Raw genomic sequence first — 15,962 nt, forward strand, 5'->3', positions numbered from 1 at the left:
GCCGACGCCTCGGGGGGCACGGCCCGGTACGGTGACGGCATGTCCGACGAGACCTGGATCGTGTTCGACGACGAGCCGAAGCAGCGGGTGCTGGTGCGGGCGATGCGGGTCTTCCTGCCGGCGACCGTGATCCTCGGGACGGCCGGAGCCTTCTTCTGTCGAGGCGGCGAGTCGCTGGTCGATCTGTTCGGCCCGATCGCCGTGCCGATCTCGTTCGTGTTCTGGGCGACCGCCGCCGCGGTCGGGTGGAACGTCGTGTTGTGGCTCAACGCCCCCTTCGCGATCGACCTCGAGGGGCGTCGACTGCGCATCCGCCATCGCGTGGTGCCGTTCGACCAGGTCGAACGGGCCGAGCTCGTGGGGCTGAGCGACGGCGACCAGGCCGGTCTGCTGCTGAAGATCGGCCGACGTCGGGGGCCGACGGCGTCCGTGCTGCTCAGGGAGCGGTCGACGCCCGCGCTCGACGACGCCCGACGCGACCTGCTGATCGAGGTGATCCGCGCCTCCTCGATCGCCCGCCCGGTGAGCCCGCACGACCCCACCGGGAAGTTCGGGCGGTTCAACTTCCCGGGGACGCTGGACAAGGCCGGAGCCGAGCAGGTCGTCCGCGACCCGCCGGCCCCGGGTGAGCCCGCGCCCTGACGGGTGGCCGCGGCGGCGCCGCGCTGCGCCCCGCCGCACGCCGCCACGATGTACACAGCCCGCCACGAGATCTCGTGGCGGGCTGTGTACATCGTGGCGGCCTGAGGGGCCCGCCGGGTTCGACTCAGCGGCGACGCAGGCGCAGGCGGCCGGCGACGAGCGCACCGGCCCCGGCGAGGACGGCGCCGAGGGCCCAGGTCACCGCGGTCGAGGGCTCCGACCCCGTGTAGGCGAGCGACGTCGCGCGGGTCGGCGTCACGGCGGCGACGCGACGAACCGGCAGTGCGGTCGGAGCGATGGTGCCCGGGGTCGTGACGGCGGGCGCGACGACGGCCGGGGCGACCGAGAAGACGACGGTCTCCGAGAAGTCGCTCTCCGTCGTGAAGTCGGCGTCGAAGGTGTAGGCGTCCGTCGCGAAGTCGCCGGAGGGCAGGACGAAGCGAGCCGCGAAGCGTCCGTCCGCGTCCACGGGCACCACGGCCGTCGCGGAGCCCGAGACCTCGTAGGGGACGGGGTCGACGTCGACCTGGATCTCGAAGGCGATCTCGTCGCCGGTGGGCTCGGCGTCGGACGTCGGGTCGGGCTCAGTCGTCGGGTCGGGCTCAGTCGTCGGGTCGGCGTCCGGCGACGGCGCATCGGTCGACGGGTCGGGCAGCTCGTCGGCGTCGTAGACCTCGACGAGGGCGTAGCCGCCGGGGATGCCGTTCTGGCCGTTCACGGTGACGACACCGGCCGTCGCGCCGACCGGTGCGACGAGCGCGGGGGCCGGGACGGAGGCCGTCACCGGCACGTCGGACGAGGTCGAGAGGCCGCTGCCGTCCGTGACCGTGACCGTGACGACGCCCCCGACGGCGAAGGTCGCCGGCAGCTCCACCCAGAACACCGTCGATCCGTCCTCGTCGAAGACGGGGGAGTCGTCGAACGAGACGTAGTCGGCATCGGCGGGCACACCGTCGCCCGACACGGTGACGTCCACGACGTCACCGGGCGTGAAGCCCTGGGCGACGACCGGGAAGGCCTGGCCCGGGTGCGCGGCGGTGACGGGGATGAGGACGAAGAGGTCGTCGACGACCACGTCGGCCGCGGCTTCTGCCGGAGCGACCTCCTGGGTCGAGGCCGGGGTCTCGACCGGGGCGTCGGCCTCCGGTGAGGCCGCGTGGGTCGTTCCCTCCGACGATCCGCTGGTGTCGGTGGCGCCGCTCGCGGGCGTCGCGGGGGCGACGGCCGGGGCGTCGGGTCCGGCCTGGTCGGGCACCGCCGGTGCGGCCTCGCCCGGGACGGTCACGGCGGTGGCGCTCGTCGAGTCGGCCGACGTCGAGTCGGTCGGCGTCGAGGTGCCGGTCGGGGCGTCGGTCGACACGGGGTCGCCCTCGGCGGCGAAGGCCGTGGCGGGCGTGAGGACGAGGGCCGCGGCCAAGGCGACGGCGGGCAGGGCGGTGGCGGCGCCGAGGCGGCGTGATGTGGACATGGTTCCCCCGGGACGAGTGGTGCCGCGCGTCGGGTGAGCACGGTCGGTCGACTGTAGACAGCACGGTCGGGCCGGTCGACGGGCGGAGTCGGCTGCTGGCCTCGTCGTGACGAGACCGTGATGCCGTTGTCCCCCGTCCCGCGGCGATCGGGTACGACCGTTGCGCGATCGAGACGGCCCGCGCCTCCTCTGCTCGGTAGCGTCGGGGCATGGGGACGACGACGAAACGGGTCGGGGCGGCGTTCGCGTCGACGCTCGCGACGACGATGCTGTTGGTGGCGTGCACGAGTGGCGGTGCGGGCGGTGACGACTCGGAGCCGTCGACGCCGGTGGCCTCCGGGCCGACGGCGACGGCGACGCCGACACCGGTCGCCGACTCGCCGGTCACCGAACTCGGGGTGGACTGCGCGGGTCTGCTGTCCGCCGAGACCGCCGGCGCCTTCGACGCGTCATGGACTCCGCGGGACTACTACGACCGCGACTCCGTCAGGCCCTCGGACTACGCGATCGCCCAAGAAGGTGGGCTCTCGTGCACGTGGAACGACGGAGGGTCGTCGGACGGCAAGAACAACCCGACCGGGGGCGGCGGCTACAGCGGCCTGCTCGTGCAGGTTCTCCCGCACGCCGGTGACACGTGGCCGCGGTTCGTCGAGATCTACGGCGACGACCCCGACGGCCGGTGCTTCGGCGACGAGACCTTCCGGGGCTGCACCTTCGACCAGCTGGTCGGCGACAGCTGGGTGTCGATCATCGCGACGGAGTTCGCGCCGTCCGTCGAGGCCACGTCCGAGCAGCGCTTCGCACCGGTCGTCGCCGAGGTGACCGAGGTCGTCTCGTCGGCCGACGTGGTGGACGACCCCTGGCCGCTCGGCGGGCCGGCCCGGCCCTGGTCCTGCGTGGCCGACGCCGCGCTCGAGCGCGAGGCCCTCGGCGCGGGTGACGACCTGTTCGTGTTGACCCCGGGCGGTGGCTGGTCGGTCTACGCCGCGGCCTGGAGTCGGGCGGTCGCCACGTCGTGCTCGATCCTCGACGACACGACGCCCTACAGCAGCGAGAGCGTCCTGGCCGGAGGCGCCTGGGCCCTCGATCAGCGCATCGAGTTCGGTCTGCTCGACCCCGACACGGCCGTGACCGTGCCCGGGCTCGCGGACGGTGACCGGGCGTACCGGTCCTGCTCGGCGACGGAGTGCGTCACCGACCTCGTGCTGGGCGACGACTGGGCCCGGCTCACGGTCGAGCGCGCCACGGTGCCCGACACGGAGGCCGCCAGCGAGCGGCTCGTCGAGGGCTACGTCGCGCGGGCGGCGGCCTCGGTCTGATGGTGAGTGCCCTCCGTCGAAACGGGTGATCGTTGGAGGGCACTCACGGGCCGATGGTCTTCGGGAACCGATCGGCCACCCCTCGCGAGCCGGGTTCAGGCCGGCCCGCGACGGGCTCGGTGAACAGACTCGCAGTCACGTCGCCCCCTGAGAAGGGGCTGGACAAAGTTGGTCGTCATCGCTTAAGCAGGTCCGGCGGCCATGGCGCGGTTCGCGTTGGAGGTCAGAGTTCGAGGCGGCGCTCGACGACGTCCCGGGCGACGTCGGCCAGGCGGGCGTTGTGGTCACGAGCATGGCGCCGGAGGACGTCGAAGGCGGCGTCGGTGCTGACGCGGCGGGTCTCGGACACGACGCCCTTGGCCTGCTCGATGACGACGCGCGTGCCGAGGGCGGTCTGCAACTGTCGCTGCACGACGTCCCCCTCGCGCACCGTGCGCTCGTGCAGGATGCCGATCGTGGCGACGTCCGCCAGCGCCTGGGCGGCGCGGATGTCACGGGGGTTCAGGTCGCCGGTCTCTCGACGCAGGAGGTTGAGCGTGCCGATCGTCTCGGCCCTGAGTCGGAGGGGGATCGCGAACACCGAGGCGAAGCCGTGCTCGGACGCGGCCCGGGCGAACGGCAGCCACCGGTCGGGCACGGTGCCGAGGTCGGGAACGCTGACGGAGGCGCCGGTGACGTGGCAGTCGAAGCAGGGGCCCTCTTCGGAGTCCAGCTGCATGACCTCGATCAGGTACGACGCCTCGCTGGTCGAGGCCACGACGTCGAGCGCTCCGTCGGCCTCGGCAAGAAGGATGCCCGCGGCGCTCACGTCGAACAGGTCGACCGTGGTGTCGACCAGCGTCTGCAGCAGTTCGACGACGTCGTAATCGGCGACGAGGGTGTCGGCCAGGGTGGTGAAGACGTCGACGAGATGGGTCTCCCGGTCGGTGTTACTCATTGCGGTGTTCCTCGATTCCGTGTTCTGAGGCCGAGAACGTCAACCGCCCACGGAGGATGTCGGTGGCCACGTCGATCACGCGGGCCCCGGTCGAGAACGCGTAGCCCTGCAAGAGGAGGTGCGCATCGTCGGCCGACACCCGGGCCTGGACGAGGATGCGTCCCGTGGCCTGGTGCACGATGCGTCGCGAGTGCGCCCCGACGGGCTCGACTTCGAGGTTGTTGTCGCGTCGCTCCCGTTCGAGCGTGTGGCGCAGGACGGCCCGACTGACGGCTCGGGCCAGGATCTGGGCCCGCATCACGGCCTCGCCCGGCATCTCGTCCGGCCGGTCGCTGTACAGGTCGATGGCACCCAGCTGCAGGGGGCCCACCCGGACGGGGAACACGAACATCGCCTGGACGTCGAGGTCGACGATCGCGGGGCCGAACGTGGGCCAGACGGCACTGGACGACGCACGCGCGTCGGACACCAGCACCGGGCTGCCGGTGCGCATGGCGTCCCAGCACGGGCCCTCGCCGAGGTCGAACTGCAGCTCGTCGAGCCGCAGGGCGGTGTCGTCCGTCGCCGTCAGGGTCTCGCTGCCGAGGACGGGGCCCACGGTGGCGATCGAGACCCCGGAGACGGGGAAGAGGTCGAGGAAGGGCCGTGACAACGAATCACCGATCGGCGCACGACTCAGCGCCTCGACCGCGTCGTCGAATGTCGTCATGGTCACCGCCCGGTTCGCTGGATGAGTCTCGTCGAGCTCAGGGAATCTCGGGTCGTCGCGGGCGGACAGGGCGGAGGCGCGTCGATCCGTCTCGATCAACTCTGGGTCAGGTCGGGTTCGGGGTACGCGCTGTCGACGTGCGTCTCCGGGTCCAGAGGGTTGGCCGACGGTGCGTGCCGCAACGCGTCGAGGCGCCGCTTCATGTAGGCGAGCGCATCGGCGTTGTCGGGCTCGGGCAACTCGGTGTGGGCACTCTCGGCCATCAGCGGTGCACCCCCGCCGAGCAACAGGATGGCTCGCACCTCGTCACCGTCCGAGCTGATCGCCGCGAGTTCGACGTCGTCCGCGTCGTGGTGGTGGGCCAACGCCGCGGCGTACTCGAGGACCGTGACGGCCGTCTCGTCGCCGAGCAGGAACGACTTGTCGGCGAAGGTCATGTGCTTCACCGGGTGCTCCCTCGCGAGGACCTGCCGTCGTGGGCGGGACGGGGCAGGAAGAAGTCCTCGTAGGCGGGCAGTCGGTACGCACTGCTGCTCCGGTCGATGCCGGTCAGGCCGATGCTCACGCGGTGTGCTCGAGAGATGCCGGGTTTGGGGTACGTGTGGATCACCGCGGGTCGAGCGAACGGATTGGTTTCGTAGGTGCTCATGACCGACTTTCCTCCCGGGGTGACCGACCTCCGCTGGCCCGGGGATCGGTCTCCAATCTATGAAGACCCCCCGTTCTGGTGAAGAGGGTTGACCTGTCGTCAGTTTTGTGGGAGAGAGGATTATCGGGTTGAAAGGGTCGGTGTCGGGGGACAGATGTCGTGTAGCGTCTGGTCGCATCGGTCGTCCATCGACCCGTGCGTCGAGCGGCCGTCTGGGCCCTGGTCGCTCCGCTCTCGCAGAAGGCCAGACATGGGAAAACTCGCTTACGACCGCTCGTTGACCATCGATTTCGACGACCGCACCCTCGCCCATCTCCAGATCGTCATCGGCATGAAGATGCGTCGCGGTGAATCGTTCTACTTCTCGTGGAAGGACGACCATCAGGTCGGAGACGGCCGCACGAGCATCTGGCTGCACCCGACCATCCCACTGGTGTACAAGTACCATGGCTCGCGCAGCCCGGCCATCAACCCTGCATGGATCCACGCCCTCGAGGTCAGTGCCAACACGAATGCGGGTCTGCAGATCGTGCCCGAGCCCTCCGTGCCCACCAGTAAGGCCACCTGATGAACCGCATCGACATCGTCTACGACGGCCATGCGTACACCCTGTCGAACACGTCGCTCCAGGACCTCAAGGCCCGCGTCTTGGCGACCGCGACCGGCGGCGAGCCGTTCTGGCTGACCGTCAACGAGGGGGCCGGCACGCTGAAGGCCGTCGAGGTGCTGATCACCGCGTCGTCGCAGCTCAGCGTGGCCGAGATCCGGCGAGAGCCGGACGACTACGCCGACTCGGCGGCGTAGTAGTCGAAGTCGGGGAGCTCCGCGACGGAGGCTGCCGACGGCTCGTCGACACGGTCGACCGTCTCGAACCAGATCTCGGTCCGACCGGTGACCAGGACGGACACGTGGCTGCCCGACGCCGTCTCGACGTCGACGAACGCCGGCGCTCCGCCGGATGCGGCGACGATCCGTCCCTTCAGGGCGTCGACGTCGCTCTCGGACGACAGGCGGATGGCTTGTTGACGTGTGTAGAGCGTCGTCATGGGCATGGGATGGACCTCTGATCTCTTGGTAGCGGTTGTACGCCCGGTCTCGTCGTGTCCGAGGTCTGGAGACACGATGGTCGGCCGCGGCGGGCACTGGTCGTCACACTAGGCCGCAGGCCTGTGAGGGGCCGCGACCCCTAGGGCGGGTAGCGGCCCCGCGACGCGACGATCGTCGCATCGGTCTCCGCCGACACGGCCGTGTGACGAGACCGTGCCGCCCGTGAAGCACTGGCAGGAGATGCTCCATCCTCTCCGGCCCGGGGAGGATGCGCACCGGGCTTGACACGGGACGCGACGTGCCCCAAGTCGTGCTCGCGTCGTCGGTTCAACCGCCGATCAACTCGAGGGTGATGCGCCCGGCCCGCAGGTCGCGGTCGCGCATCACGGTGAGCTCGGTCCGGATCTGCGCCGTGAAGGCCGTCGTCATCGGGTTCGGCCGGCCGGAGAGCCAGAGCATCGACAGGGCCGTCCGCGCCCAGTCCTCGGCGATGGTGACGAAGCGGACGCCGGGGATCGGGATGTACGACGAGAGGTAGGGCATGAGCGAGACGCCGAGGCCGCACGCGACCGTGCTCAGCATCGAGAGGTCGTTGACCGCGTGGATGGGGATGCGGGGGTTGAACCCGGCGCGGACGCACGACATGACGATGCGGTCGTAGGCCTGGGGCGCGTCCTCGCGGTTGAACATGATGAAGTCGTCCTCGGCCAGTTCGCCGAGCGGCACCGAGGTCTCGCCGGCCAGGCGGTGGGTGTCGGGCAGGGCCACGACCAGCGGCTCGAGAGCCAGCTGCTCGACCTCGAACCGGTCGTCGATCGACCGGACGCGCGTGAACCCCAGGTCGACCGACCCGCGGACGAGGTCGGACAGGATTGCCTGCTCCTCGCTCTCCTCGACCAGCACCCGGGCACCCGGGTGCGACGCGGAGAACGCCCGCACCACGGTCGGCAGCAGGCCGGCGAGCACCGAGCTGATGCTGCCCACCCGCAGCGGTTGGACGTCGGCCACGACCGAGTCGAGCAGCGACTCGGTCTGCTCGATCTGGTGCAGGATGCGCTTGCCTTCGCGCTTCAGCAGTTCGCCCGCGGGGGTCAGTCGGGGGGCCGTCCGCGCCTGCCGCTCGAACAACCGCGTGCCGAGCTTCGCCTCGAGTCGTGAGATGGCCTGGCTGAGCGGCGGCTGGCTCATCTGCAACCGCGCGGCGGCCTTCGTGAACGACAGGTCGTCGGCGACCGCCATGAAGTAGGTGAGTTCTCGGATCTCCATGACGGGCCTCTCGTCGGTCGCGCCTCATATGCAGCGCGTATCAGATCATCCCTTTTTGGTATTTGAGGGCGCAAGTGCCGACGCAATAGACAGGGGCCATGAACGACGCCACCACCGCCTCCTCGGTACCAGGACCCACCGACCCGTCCCTCGACGCCGACGTCATCGTCGTCGGGCTCGGCGCCTGGGGGGCACAGGCGCTCTGGCGCCTCGCCGAGCGGGGACGGCGCGTGATCGGCGTCGAGCGCTTCGGCATCGGCCACCCGATGGGCTCGACCCACGGCGCGACCCGGCTGTTCCGCATCGCCTGCATGGAGCACCCGGGGCTGGCCCCGATCGCGACCCGCGCCCGCGACCTCTGGTACGACCTCGGCGAGCGCACCGGTCAGACCCTCCTGCGTCAGACCGGCGGAGTCATGGTCGGCCCCCGCGACGGCCACGTCGTCGCCGGCACCCTGCGTGCCGTCCACGAGGCCGGGCTCGAGTCGACGCTCTTCGAGCACGACGAACTCGTCGCGCGGTTCCCGCAGTACGCCGGCTTCGGCCCCGACGACATCGGCGTGTGGGACCCCGCCGCCGGCATCAGCTACCCCGAGAAGGGCGTGCGGGCCGCCGTCGAGGTGGCCCGGTCACTCGGCGCGACCGTGCTGACCGACACCCGGGTGACGGCGATCGACCCCGTCGACGGGGGAGTCGAGGTCACGGCCGGGGGACGCGTGCTGCGGGCCGCCCGTGTGGTCGTGACGCTCGGTGCCTGGACCCCGCAGTTCGTCGACCATCCCCTCGTCGCCCGCCGCACCCCGCTCTTCTGGTTCGAGGGCACGACCCCCGAGGCGACGGCACCGGGCGGCGACTTCGACCTCGCGGCCTTCCCGGTGTTCATCCGCCAGCTGCCCGACGGCACCACCCTCTGGGGCCACGGCGCCGACCAGGCCGACGGTGACGGCTACGCCGTCAAGATCGGCCTCGAGGACTCGGGCGGTGCCTTCGAGGACGCCGAGGCCGACACGGTGGACCGGTACATCCACCCCGCGGCGGACTACGGCATGCTCTCGGCAGCCGTGGCCCGGGCCTTCCCGGGGCTCGACCCGACCCCCGCCAAGGCGATCGCCTGCATGGTGACGAACTCGCCCGACCGGCAGTTCGTCATCGGACACCCCGGCGGCGACCCCCGCGTCGTGGTCGCCGGCGGCGACAGCGGCCACGGCTTCAAGCACGCCCCCGCGATCGGGGAGCTGCTCGCGCAGCTGGCCGTCGACGAGGAACCGTTCACCGACATCGACTTCATGAGCCCCGACCGCGGCTACGACGGCACGTCCTGGCTCGACGAGGACGACCACACGGCCGCGGCCGCCACCGACACGGTCGACCGCCTGGCCGTGCCGTCCTGATCGACCCGACCCGCGCCTCCCGAACCCACCCCGCACTCCCCTCGCACCGCCCTGACAGGAGAGAACCATGACCAGACGAACGACCACCCGCCTCACGGCCGCCCTCGCCGCGGTCGCCGCCCTCGGCCTCGCCCTGACCGCCTGCTCGTCGGGCGGCGCCGAAGCCGACGCCTCGAACGAGCTGGGCACCGTCTCGGCCGGCACGTTGCGGATCGGCACGACCGGCGACACCAAGCCCTACGCCTACACCGAGGACGGCGAGCTGCAGGGCTTCGACGTCGAGATGGCGAAGGAGGTCGCGAAGCGCCTCGGGCTGAAGACCGAGTTCGTCACGCAGGAGTTCTCGGCCCTGCTGCCCGCCGTCGCCAACGGGCAACTCGACATGGCGGCCGCGTCCATCAGCGACACCGAAGAACGCGAGAAGACGGTCGACTTCAGCGACCACTACTTCATCGGGTACATCTCGGTCCTGGCCGCCGACGGCTCCGGCATCACCGACGACGAGTCCTCGCTCGACGGCAAGCGCCTCGGCATCGTCCAGGGCACGATCCAGGACAGCTACGCGCAGGAGAACTTCACCGGTGCCGAGCTCGTGCGCTTCCCCGACAACAACAGCGCCGTCGCCGCCCTGGGCTCGGGCACGATCGACGCGCACTTCCTCGACTTCCCCGTGGCCGAGGAGTACGCGGCGGCGTCGAACGGCTCGCAGACCATCGCGATCAACGTCGCCGTGCCCGAGTTCCCGGTGGGCTTCCCGATCGCGAAGGGCAACGACGCACTGAAGACGGCCGTGGACGGGGCCGTCGCCGACATCGTCGCCGACGGCACCTGGCTCGAGATCGACCAGGAGTTCTTCCCGGACCAGCCCGTGCCCGACGAGTTCCAGCCGAGCGAGTGAGCAGGGGGCGACCGTGAACTTCTCCGACGCGCTGGCCAACATCGGCCGCAGCTTCTTCGACGGCGAGGCGATGCTGCGCACGCTGCCCGACATGCTCGCCTACGGGGTGTGGAACACGCTGCTGCTGGCCCTCTGCGCCACGGTGATCGGCATCGTGGTCGGGCTGCTGCTCGCGGTCATGGGCACGAGCCGCCATCGCCTGCCGCGCGTGCTCAGCCGCATCTACACCGACGTGTTCCGCGGGCTCCCGGCCATCCTCACGATCCTGCTGATCGGCACGGGCCTGTCCCCGCTGTTCAACCTGTTCACGCCTGGGAACCCGTACCCGCTGGGCATCCTCGCCCTCAGCCTGATCGCCAGCGCCTACATCGGCGAGATCTTCCGGGCCGGCATCCTCGCCGTCGACCGTGGTCAGCTCGAGGCGTCCCGGGCGCTCGGCATGAGCCACGGCGACTCGATGCGGCTCGTCGTGATCCCGCAGGGCATCCGCCAGGTGCTCCCGTCGCTGGTGAACCAGTTCATCGCGATCGTCAAGGACTCGTCGCTCGTGTACTTCCTCGGCCTGATCACGTCGCAGCGCGAGCTGTTCCGCATCGGGCAGGACGCGGCCATCACCAACGGCAACCTCTCGCCGCTCGTGCTGGCGGGCGTGTTCTACCTGATCATCACGGTGCCGTTGACGCACCTGGTCAACGTCATCGACCGCCGACTGCGCGAGGGCCGCTCGTTCGGGAGGCGCCCGTCGGGCACGGTGCCACCGGCCTCCCCGCCGACCTCGGCGGGAGCGGTCGCCACGGCCGCCCCCGCCACCTCGGCCGCCACCGCCTCGGCCGCCACCACCGAACCCCTCGCCCCCGCCACGTCAGGAGCCCCTCGTTGACCATCCTCACCGCGCCTCCTGCCGTGCCCGCGGTCCCGACCGCCGGCGACCTCGAGATCCGGGGCCTGACCAAGGACTTCGGCGCCACCCGGGTGCTGCACGGCATCGACCTCGTGGTGCCCGCCGGCACGACGACCTGCATCATCGGCCCCTCGGGGTCGGGCAAGTCGACGGTGTTGCGCTGCATCAACCGCCTCGAGGAGCCCTCGGGCGGCGAGGTGCTGCTCGACGGGACGGACGTGCTGCACGGCTCCGAGGACGCCCTGCGCCGTCGGGTCGGCATGGTGTTCCAGCACTTCAACCTGTTCCCGCACCGGACGGTGCTCGACAACATCGTGCTGCCGCTGCGCCGGGTCCGTCGGGTGTCGGCGGCCGAGGCCCGACGGGTCGCGCTCGAGCGACTCACCGAGGTCGGGCTCGCCGAGAAGGCCGACGTCCGGCCCGCGTCCCTCTCGGGCGGCCAGAAGCAGCGCGTCGCCATCGCGAGGGCCCTGGCGCTCGGACCCGAGGTGATGCTCTTCGACGAGGCCACGTCGGCGCTCGACCCCGAGCTCGTCAAGGGCGTGCTCGCCCTGATGAAGGGGCTGGCCGGTGCGGGCATGACCATGGTCGTGGTCACCCACGAGATGGGCTTCGCCCGCGAGGCCGCCGACCAGGTCGTCTTCATGGACCGCGGCGTCGTCGTCGAGGCCGGGCCGCCGGCCCAGCTCTTCGACCACCCGCGCACCGACCGGCTGAAGACCTTCCTCGACCAGGTGCTCTGACCCGCAGGACCCGAGGAGGCGCGGTGCCGGCGTGACCGGCACCGCGCCTCCTGCAGTCTCCGCACTTTTCCCGCACCCCCCGTTCGCGTACTGGACAGGGGGGTCTTGTTTCGTCGTGGAGGCGGGCGTAGCGTCCGGATCGGGCGGCAAAGACGCCACCGGAGACGAGAAGATCATGCACAGACGGATGAGGACTCTGATCGCGGCGGGGGTCGCCGCGAGCGTCGTGGGGGCGGTGGTGCCCGCGCTCGCCGCGCAGTCGGCACCGACCGTGACCACCAGCGACCGGCCGGACTTCGGCCCGAACGTGACCGTGTACGACCCGAGCGTGCCGGCCTCGACGATCCAGGCCGACATCGACGCGGCCTTCGACGCGCAGCTGCGCAACCCGACGGCGCAGTTCGGCGGCCAGCGCCACGCCTTCCTGTTCGAGCCCGGCACCTACGGCCGGGTCTTCGCGAACCTCGGCTTCTACACGGCGCTGCAGGGGCTCGGCAAGGACCCCGACGACGTCACGATCCGGGGCGCGGTCAACGTCGACTCCGGGTGGAACGCCGGCGACGAGAAGAACGCCACGCAGAACTTCTGGCGGTCGGTCGAGAACCTCGCCGTCGAGCCGGAGTCGGGCGTCGACCGCTGGGCCGTGTCTCAGGCCGCACCCATGCGTCGCGTCCACATCAGGGGCGACCTGACGATGGGGCCGTCGAACCAGGACGGCGGACAGGGCTACTCGTCGGGCGGCTACATCGCCGACAGCAAGGTCGACGGCACCGTCAGCTCGGGGTCGCAGCAGCAGTGGTACACGCGCGACTCGACCCTCGGCTCGTGGCAGGGCGGCAACTGGAACATGACCTTCTCGGGCGTGCAGGGCGCGCCCGCGAACGACTTCTCGAAGAGCTACACGACCCTTGCCACGACGCCGGTGACGCGCGAGAAGCCGTACCTCTACGTCGACGACGCGGGGGACTACCGCGTGTTCGTCCCCGCGCTGCAGCGGGACTCGGCCGGGGTCACCTGGCCGGGCACCCCCGGCACCGACCTGCCGATGCGCGACTTCTTCGTCGCGCACCCGGGCGACTCGGCCGCGACGATCAACGGTGCCCTGGCGCAGGGCCTGAACCTGTTCTTCACGCCGGGCACCTACCCGCTCGACCAGGCGATCGAGGTCACGCGGGCCGACACCGTCGTCACGGGCATCGGGTTCCCGACGCTCGTCCCGACCAGCGGCGACGCGGTGCTGACCACGGCCGACGTCGCCGGGGTGAACGTCTCGGGGCTCGTCGTCGACGCCGGCACGCAGAACAGCGACCAGCTGATGCGACTCGGCACGACGGGCTCGCACGTCGACCACGCGGCGAACCCGCAGAGCGTGCAGGACGTGTACTTCCGCGTCGGCTCGAGCATCCAGGGCAACGCGACCACCACGTTGCAGGTGAACTCGGACGACACGATCATCGACCACATCTGGGCCTGGCGTGCCGACCACGGCGGCGCCCCCACGGGCTGGACGGTCAACCGCGGCGCGACCGGCGTCGAGGTGAACGGCGACGACGTCCTGGCCACCGGCCTGTTCGTCGAGCACTACCAGCAGTACCAGGTGGTGTGGAACGGCGAGCGCGGCCGCACGGTGTTCTTCCAGAACGAGCTGCCGTACGACGTGCCCGACAACGCCTCGTGGCAGAGCCCGACCGGCGAGGGCTGGGCGGCGTACAAGGTCGCGGACGGCGTGACGAGCCACGAGATCTGGGGTGGCGGCGTGTACTCGTTCTTCAACGCGAACCCGCAGGTGCGCCTGGCGCAGGCCTTCGAGGTGCCCCGGGTGCCGGGCGTGAAGGCCCACGGGGTGTTCACGGTCTCGCTCGGTGACGTCGGCACGATCTCGAGCGTCATCAACGGCGTCGGCGACTCGGTGCCGACGCCCGCGGGCAACACCGTCCCGAGCCGGGTGGTGACGTACCCGTGACCGGACGCCCTGACGACACGAACCGACTCACGGACACGAACCGACGCACGACGACGAGCGGAGACACGATGAGGACCGACCAGCACCTGACGACACGCACCCTGACCCGTCGCACCCTGACGCGTCGCACCCTGACCGGCGTCGGTCTGGCCGCCGCCGCGGCGCTCGCCGCGACCACGGTCGCCGCCACGCCCGCCCCGGCCTCGGCCGAGACCTCCGCCCAGCAGGCGATCGTCTGGTCCCAGGAGTTCGACGGCGGCGCGGGCAGCGCCCCCGACCCCTCGGTCTGGAACCTCGAGACCGGCGGGGGCGGCTGGGGCAACGGCGAGTTGCAGAACTACACGAACTCGCGGTCGAACTCGGCCCTGGACGGCAACGGCAACCTCGTGATCACCGCGAAGCGCGAGGGCGACGGGTCGTACACCTCGGCCCGGCTGACCACGCAGAACAAGTACACGGCGCAGTACGGCCGGGTCGAGGCGCGCATCCAGATCCCGCGCGGCCAGGGCATCTGGCCGGCCTTCTGGATGCTCGGGGCCGACCTGCCCACGAACGCCTGGCCGAGCGCGGGCGAGATCGACATCATGGAGAACGTCGGCTTCGAGCCGCACCGCGTGCACGGCACCGTGCACGGCCCCGGCTACTCGGGCGGTGAGGGCCTGACCAGCACGTGGCAGCACCCGCAGGGGTGGTCGATCGCCGACGACTTCCACACCTTCGCGGTCGACTGGGCACCCGGCTCGATCACCTGGTCGGTCGACGGGCAGGTCTACCACCAGGTCACGCCGGCCAGAACGGGCGGTGACCCGTGGGTCTTCGACAAGCCCTTCTTCATCATCCTCAACGTCGCGGTCGGAGGTGCCTGGCCCGGCTACCCCGACGGCAGCACCCCGCTGCCGCAGCAGATGAAGGTCGACTACGTGCGCGTCTACCAGTAGGCGACGACCCGAGGAGGCGCGGTGCGAGGAGGTCTCGCACCGCGCCTCCTTCCGTCGCCATGGGGTCTCGGCGGCTCAGCGCGAGCCGGGGGCGCCGCCGCCACCGGGTGCGGCGCCGGCGGTGGGTGTCGTGCCCGTGTCGACGCGGACGGTCAGCGCCAGTGCGTAGCCCGACGTCGCGTCGCCCGTCACCGTCGGCAGCTGGAGTGCCCCGCTGTCGTCGCTGAAGACGTTGTCGTCGGCGAGGCTGACCCGCCCGAGGTTGGCCGTCGAACCGTCGTAGTCCGAGAGCGCGTAGACCGTCCTGCACGCGTCCGCGGGCAGGGCGAGCTGGGACGTCGCGATCGCGTTCGTCGAATCGGTGATCGACCCCACGTCGGGGTAGACCTCGAAGTGGACGTGCGGCCATCGCCCCGAGTAGCAGGCCGGGAAGACCGACGAGAAGGTCACGGTGCCGGAGGCGTCGGCGACCTGCACGCCGCGCAGGTAGGTCTCGCCCGTGATGCCGTCCGAGTACATCGAGTACCCGCCGGCCGCGTCGCAGTGCCAGACGTAGACGGCGACGTCGGCGAACGGCACGTCGCCGTTCGCCATGTCGAGCACCGTCATGCTCAGCGTGATCGGCACCCCCGCCGCGGTGGTGCCACCGTCGAGGCTCGACCGGATGTCGCTGCGCACGATGCCCGACCGCTCGAGCACGTCGGCTCCGTTCGAGCCGTCGCCAGGGTAGGGCCCGGCGGTCTCGTCGGGGATCTCGCCCGCCGGCAGCGTGGTGGCCGCGCCCGCGGAGGCGCTCGGGCTCGGCGACGCCGTGGCGGTCGAGGAGGCGCCGGTCCCGCCCGCCCCCGTGGCCGACGTGCAGGCGGCGAGCACGACGCTGCCCGCCCCGAGCCCGATCAGGCCCAGCACGCTGCGGCGCGAGACGAGCGTCCGCAGGTCGAAGGCGACGCCCTGGTCGACGACCTCGTCGTCGACGCGGTCGAGCAGTCGGCCCTCGTAGGCAGGGCCCTCGGGCGTGCGGTCGGGTTCGGGGATGCGGGTCGGGCGGGGGTCGCTCATGGTCACGCTCTCGGCTCGGGGCTGGTCGCCTC

18 protein-coding genes are annotated in these 15,962 nt (G+C 71.2%); 10 read left to right on the forward strand and 8 right to left on the reverse strand.

The annotated features are described in order from the left end of the window. The first annotated feature begins 39 nt into the window (after positions 1-39). Complete coding sequence (locus IFT79_RS11320) at positions 40-642, forward strand: hypothetical protein (protein ID WP_192124258.1); 603 nt, start codon at positions 40-42, stop codon at positions 640-642. 124 nt (positions 643-766) lie between these two features. Here the strand turns inward: IFT79_RS11320 and IFT79_RS11325 are convergent, their stop codons facing one another. Continuing rightward, positions 767-2,110, reverse strand: coding sequence for a hypothetical protein (locus tag IFT79_RS11325; RefSeq protein WP_192124260.1), 1,344 nt, complete (start codon positions 2,108-2,110; stop codon positions 767-769). Between the two features lie 209 nt (positions 2,111-2,319). Between IFT79_RS11325 and IFT79_RS11330 the strand changes: the two genes are divergently transcribed. After that, positions 2,320-3,429, forward strand: coding sequence for a hypothetical protein (locus IFT79_RS11330; RefSeq protein WP_192124262.1), 1,110 nt, complete (start codon positions 2,320-2,322; stop codon positions 3,427-3,429). A 223-nt stretch (positions 3,430-3,652) separates the two neighbouring features. Here the strand turns inward: IFT79_RS11330 and IFT79_RS11335 are convergent, their stop codons facing one another. The 4 genes from IFT79_RS11335 to IFT79_RS11350 all read right to left on the reverse strand — a co-directional run bounded on the left by IFT79_RS11335 (position 3,653) and on the right by IFT79_RS11350 (position 5,724). Continuing rightward, positions 3,653-4,366 (reverse strand): GAF and ANTAR domain-containing protein, encoded by a 714-nt coding sequence (locus IFT79_RS11335; RefSeq protein WP_192124264.1) that lies wholly within the window; start codon positions 4,364-4,366, stop codon positions 3,653-3,655. Then, entirely contained in the window at positions 4,359-5,075 is a 717-nt protein-coding gene (locus IFT79_RS11340) for a GAF and ANTAR domain-containing protein (protein WP_157485395.1), read from the reverse strand. Before IFT79_RS11340 ends, IFT79_RS11335 begins: the two co-directional genes overlap by 8 nt. Before the next feature lie 95 nt (positions 5,076-5,170). Beyond that, positions 5,171-5,521, reverse strand: a complete 351-nt coding sequence (locus tag IFT79_RS11345; RefSeq protein ID WP_056047067.1) for a hypothetical protein — start codon at positions 5,519-5,521, stop codon at positions 5,171-5,173. Further along, a complete protein-coding gene (locus IFT79_RS11350) occupies positions 5,518-5,724 on the reverse strand; it encodes a hypothetical protein (protein ID WP_148053650.1) in 207 nt (68 codons plus the stop codon). Before IFT79_RS11350 ends, IFT79_RS11345 begins: the two co-directional genes overlap by 4 nt. Positions 5,725-5,974: 250 nt before the next feature. Here IFT79_RS11350 and IFT79_RS11355 point away from each other — a divergent pair, with 250 nt between their 5' ends. Next, positions 5,975-6,292 carry a DUF7882 family protein gene (locus IFT79_RS11355; protein ID WP_056047064.1) on the forward strand — a complete coding sequence of 106 codons (318 nt, stop codon included), beginning with the start codon at positions 5,975-5,977 and terminating at the stop codon, positions 6,290-6,292. Continuing rightward, the gene (locus IFT79_RS11360; RefSeq protein WP_192124265.1) at positions 6,292-6,528 is read left to right on the forward strand and encodes a hypothetical protein; all 237 of its coding nucleotides are present in this window, start codon (positions 6,292-6,294) and stop codon (positions 6,526-6,528) included. Before IFT79_RS11355 ends, IFT79_RS11360 begins: the two co-directional genes overlap by 1 nt. Here the strand turns inward: IFT79_RS11360 and IFT79_RS11365 are convergent. Together IFT79_RS11365 and IFT79_RS11370 are read right to left on the reverse strand one after the other, a co-directional pair. Next, positions 6,507-6,776 carry a hypothetical protein gene (locus tag IFT79_RS11365; protein ID WP_173151763.1) on the reverse strand — a complete coding sequence of 90 codons (270 nt, stop codon included), beginning with the start codon at positions 6,774-6,776 and terminating at the stop codon, positions 6,507-6,509. The two genes, IFT79_RS11360 and IFT79_RS11365, sit on opposite strands and share 22 nt — an antisense overlap. A 322-nt stretch (positions 6,777-7,098) precedes the next feature. Next, on the reverse strand, positions 7,099-8,037 hold the full coding sequence (locus tag IFT79_RS11370; protein ID WP_056047057.1) for a LysR family transcriptional regulator: 939 nt from the start codon (positions 8,035-8,037) through the stop codon (positions 7,099-7,101). Positions 8,038-8,135: 98 nt separating this feature from the next. On the opposite strand from IFT79_RS11370, the gene solA reads away from it, so the two are divergent. The 6 genes from solA (at position 8,136) to IFT79_RS11400 (ending at position 14,871) form a co-directional block, all read left to right on the forward strand. Then, a complete protein-coding gene (gene solA, locus IFT79_RS11375) occupies positions 8,136-9,428 on the forward strand; it encodes an N-methyl-L-tryptophan oxidase (RefSeq protein WP_192124266.1) in 1,293 nt (430 codons plus the stop codon). Positions 9,429-9,495: 67 nt separating this feature from the next. Further along, a complete protein-coding gene (locus IFT79_RS11380; protein WP_192124267.1) occupies positions 9,496-10,326 on the forward strand; it encodes an ABC transporter substrate-binding protein in 831 nt (276 codons plus the stop codon). Between the two features lie 70 nt (positions 10,327-10,396). Further along, positions 10,397-11,206: an amino acid ABC transporter permease gene (locus tag IFT79_RS11385; RefSeq protein WP_192124781.1), complete on the forward strand. Its 810-nt coding sequence runs from the start codon at positions 10,397-10,399 to the stop codon at positions 11,204-11,206. After that, positions 11,203-11,970 carry an amino acid ABC transporter ATP-binding protein gene (locus IFT79_RS11390; protein WP_199859670.1) on the forward strand — a complete coding sequence of 256 codons (768 nt, stop codon included), beginning with the start codon at positions 11,203-11,205 and terminating at the stop codon, positions 11,968-11,970. The genes IFT79_RS11385 and IFT79_RS11390 overlap by 4 nt, the downstream gene beginning before the upstream one ends. A gap of 187 nt (positions 11,971-12,157) precedes the next feature. After that, a complete protein-coding gene (locus tag IFT79_RS11395) occupies positions 12,158-13,933 on the forward strand; it encodes a hypothetical protein (protein ID WP_192124268.1) in 1,776 nt (591 codons plus the stop codon). Between the two features lie 68 nt (positions 13,934-14,001). Continuing rightward, on the forward strand, positions 14,002-14,871 hold the full coding sequence (locus tag IFT79_RS11400; RefSeq protein WP_192124269.1) for a glycoside hydrolase family 16 protein: 870 nt from the start codon (positions 14,002-14,004) through the stop codon (positions 14,869-14,871). Between the two features lie 75 nt (positions 14,872-14,946). On the opposite strand, the gene IFT79_RS11405 is transcribed toward IFT79_RS11400, so the two are convergent. Next, complete coding sequence (locus tag IFT79_RS11405) at positions 14,947-15,930, reverse strand: intradiol ring-cleavage dioxygenase (RefSeq protein WP_192124270.1); 984 nt, start codon at positions 15,928-15,930, stop codon at positions 14,947-14,949. Positions 15,931-15,962 lie beyond the last annotated feature (32 nt).

It is taken from the genome of Frigoribacterium sp. CFBP 8759 (genome assembly GCF_014841655.1).
Taxonomy (GTDB): domain Bacteria; phylum Actinomycetota; class Actinomycetes; order Actinomycetales; family Microbacteriaceae; genus Frigoribacterium.

What these genes read in the sequence shown, in the direction of transcription:
- IFT79_RS11320 (WP_192124258.1), top strand. Translation starts at nt 40, where the DNA reads ATGTCCGACGAGACCTGGATCGTGTTCGACGACGAGCCGAAGCAGCGG.
- IFT79_RS11325 (WP_192124260.1), bottom strand. Translation starts at nt 2,110, where the DNA reads ATGTCCACATCACGCCGCCTCGGCGCCGCCACCGCCCTGCCCGCCGTC.
- IFT79_RS11330 (WP_192124262.1), top strand. Translation starts at nt 2,320, where the DNA reads ATGGGGACGACGACGAAACGGGTCGGGGCGGCGTTCGCGTCGACGCTC.
- IFT79_RS11335 (WP_192124264.1), bottom strand. Translation starts at nt 4,366, where the DNA reads ATGAGTAACACCGACCGGGAGACCCATCTCGTCGACGTCTTCACCACC.
- IFT79_RS11340 (WP_157485395.1), bottom strand. Translation starts at nt 5,075, where the DNA reads ATGACGACATTCGACGACGCGGTCGAGGCGCTGAGTCGTGCGCCGATC.
- IFT79_RS11350 (WP_148053650.1), bottom strand. Translation starts at nt 5,724, where the DNA reads ATGAGCACCTACGAAACCAATCCGTTCGCTCGACCCGCGGTGATCCAC.
- IFT79_RS11355 (WP_056047064.1), top strand. Translation starts at nt 5,975, where the DNA reads ATGGGAAAACTCGCTTACGACCGCTCGTTGACCATCGATTTCGACGAC.
- IFT79_RS11360 (WP_192124265.1), top strand. Translation starts at nt 6,292, where the DNA reads ATGAACCGCATCGACATCGTCTACGACGGCCATGCGTACACCCTGTCG.
- IFT79_RS11365 (WP_173151763.1), bottom strand. Translation starts at nt 6,776, where the DNA reads ATGCCCATGACGACGCTCTACACACGTCAACAAGCCATCCGCCTGTCG.
- IFT79_RS11370 (WP_056047057.1), bottom strand. Translation starts at nt 8,037, where the DNA reads ATGGAGATCCGAGAACTCACCTACTTCATGGCGGTCGCCGACGACCTG.
- solA (WP_192124266.1), top strand. Translation starts at nt 8,136, where the DNA reads ATGAACGACGCCACCACCGCCTCCTCGGTACCAGGACCCACCGACCCG.
- IFT79_RS11380 (WP_192124267.1), top strand. Translation starts at nt 9,496, where the DNA reads ATGACCAGACGAACGACCACCCGCCTCACGGCCGCCCTCGCCGCGGTC.
- IFT79_RS11385 (WP_192124781.1), top strand. Translation starts at nt 10,397, where the DNA reads ATGCTGCGCACGCTGCCCGACATGCTCGCCTACGGGGTGTGGAACACG.
- IFT79_RS11395 (WP_192124268.1), top strand. Translation starts at nt 12,158, where the DNA reads ATGAGGACTCTGATCGCGGCGGGGGTCGCCGCGAGCGTCGTGGGGGCG.
- IFT79_RS11400 (WP_192124269.1), top strand. Translation starts at nt 14,002, where the DNA reads ATGAGGACCGACCAGCACCTGACGACACGCACCCTGACCCGTCGCACC.
- IFT79_RS11405 (WP_192124270.1), bottom strand. Translation starts at nt 15,930, where the DNA reads ATGAGCGACCCCCGCCCGACCCGCATCCCCGAACCCGACCGCACGCCC.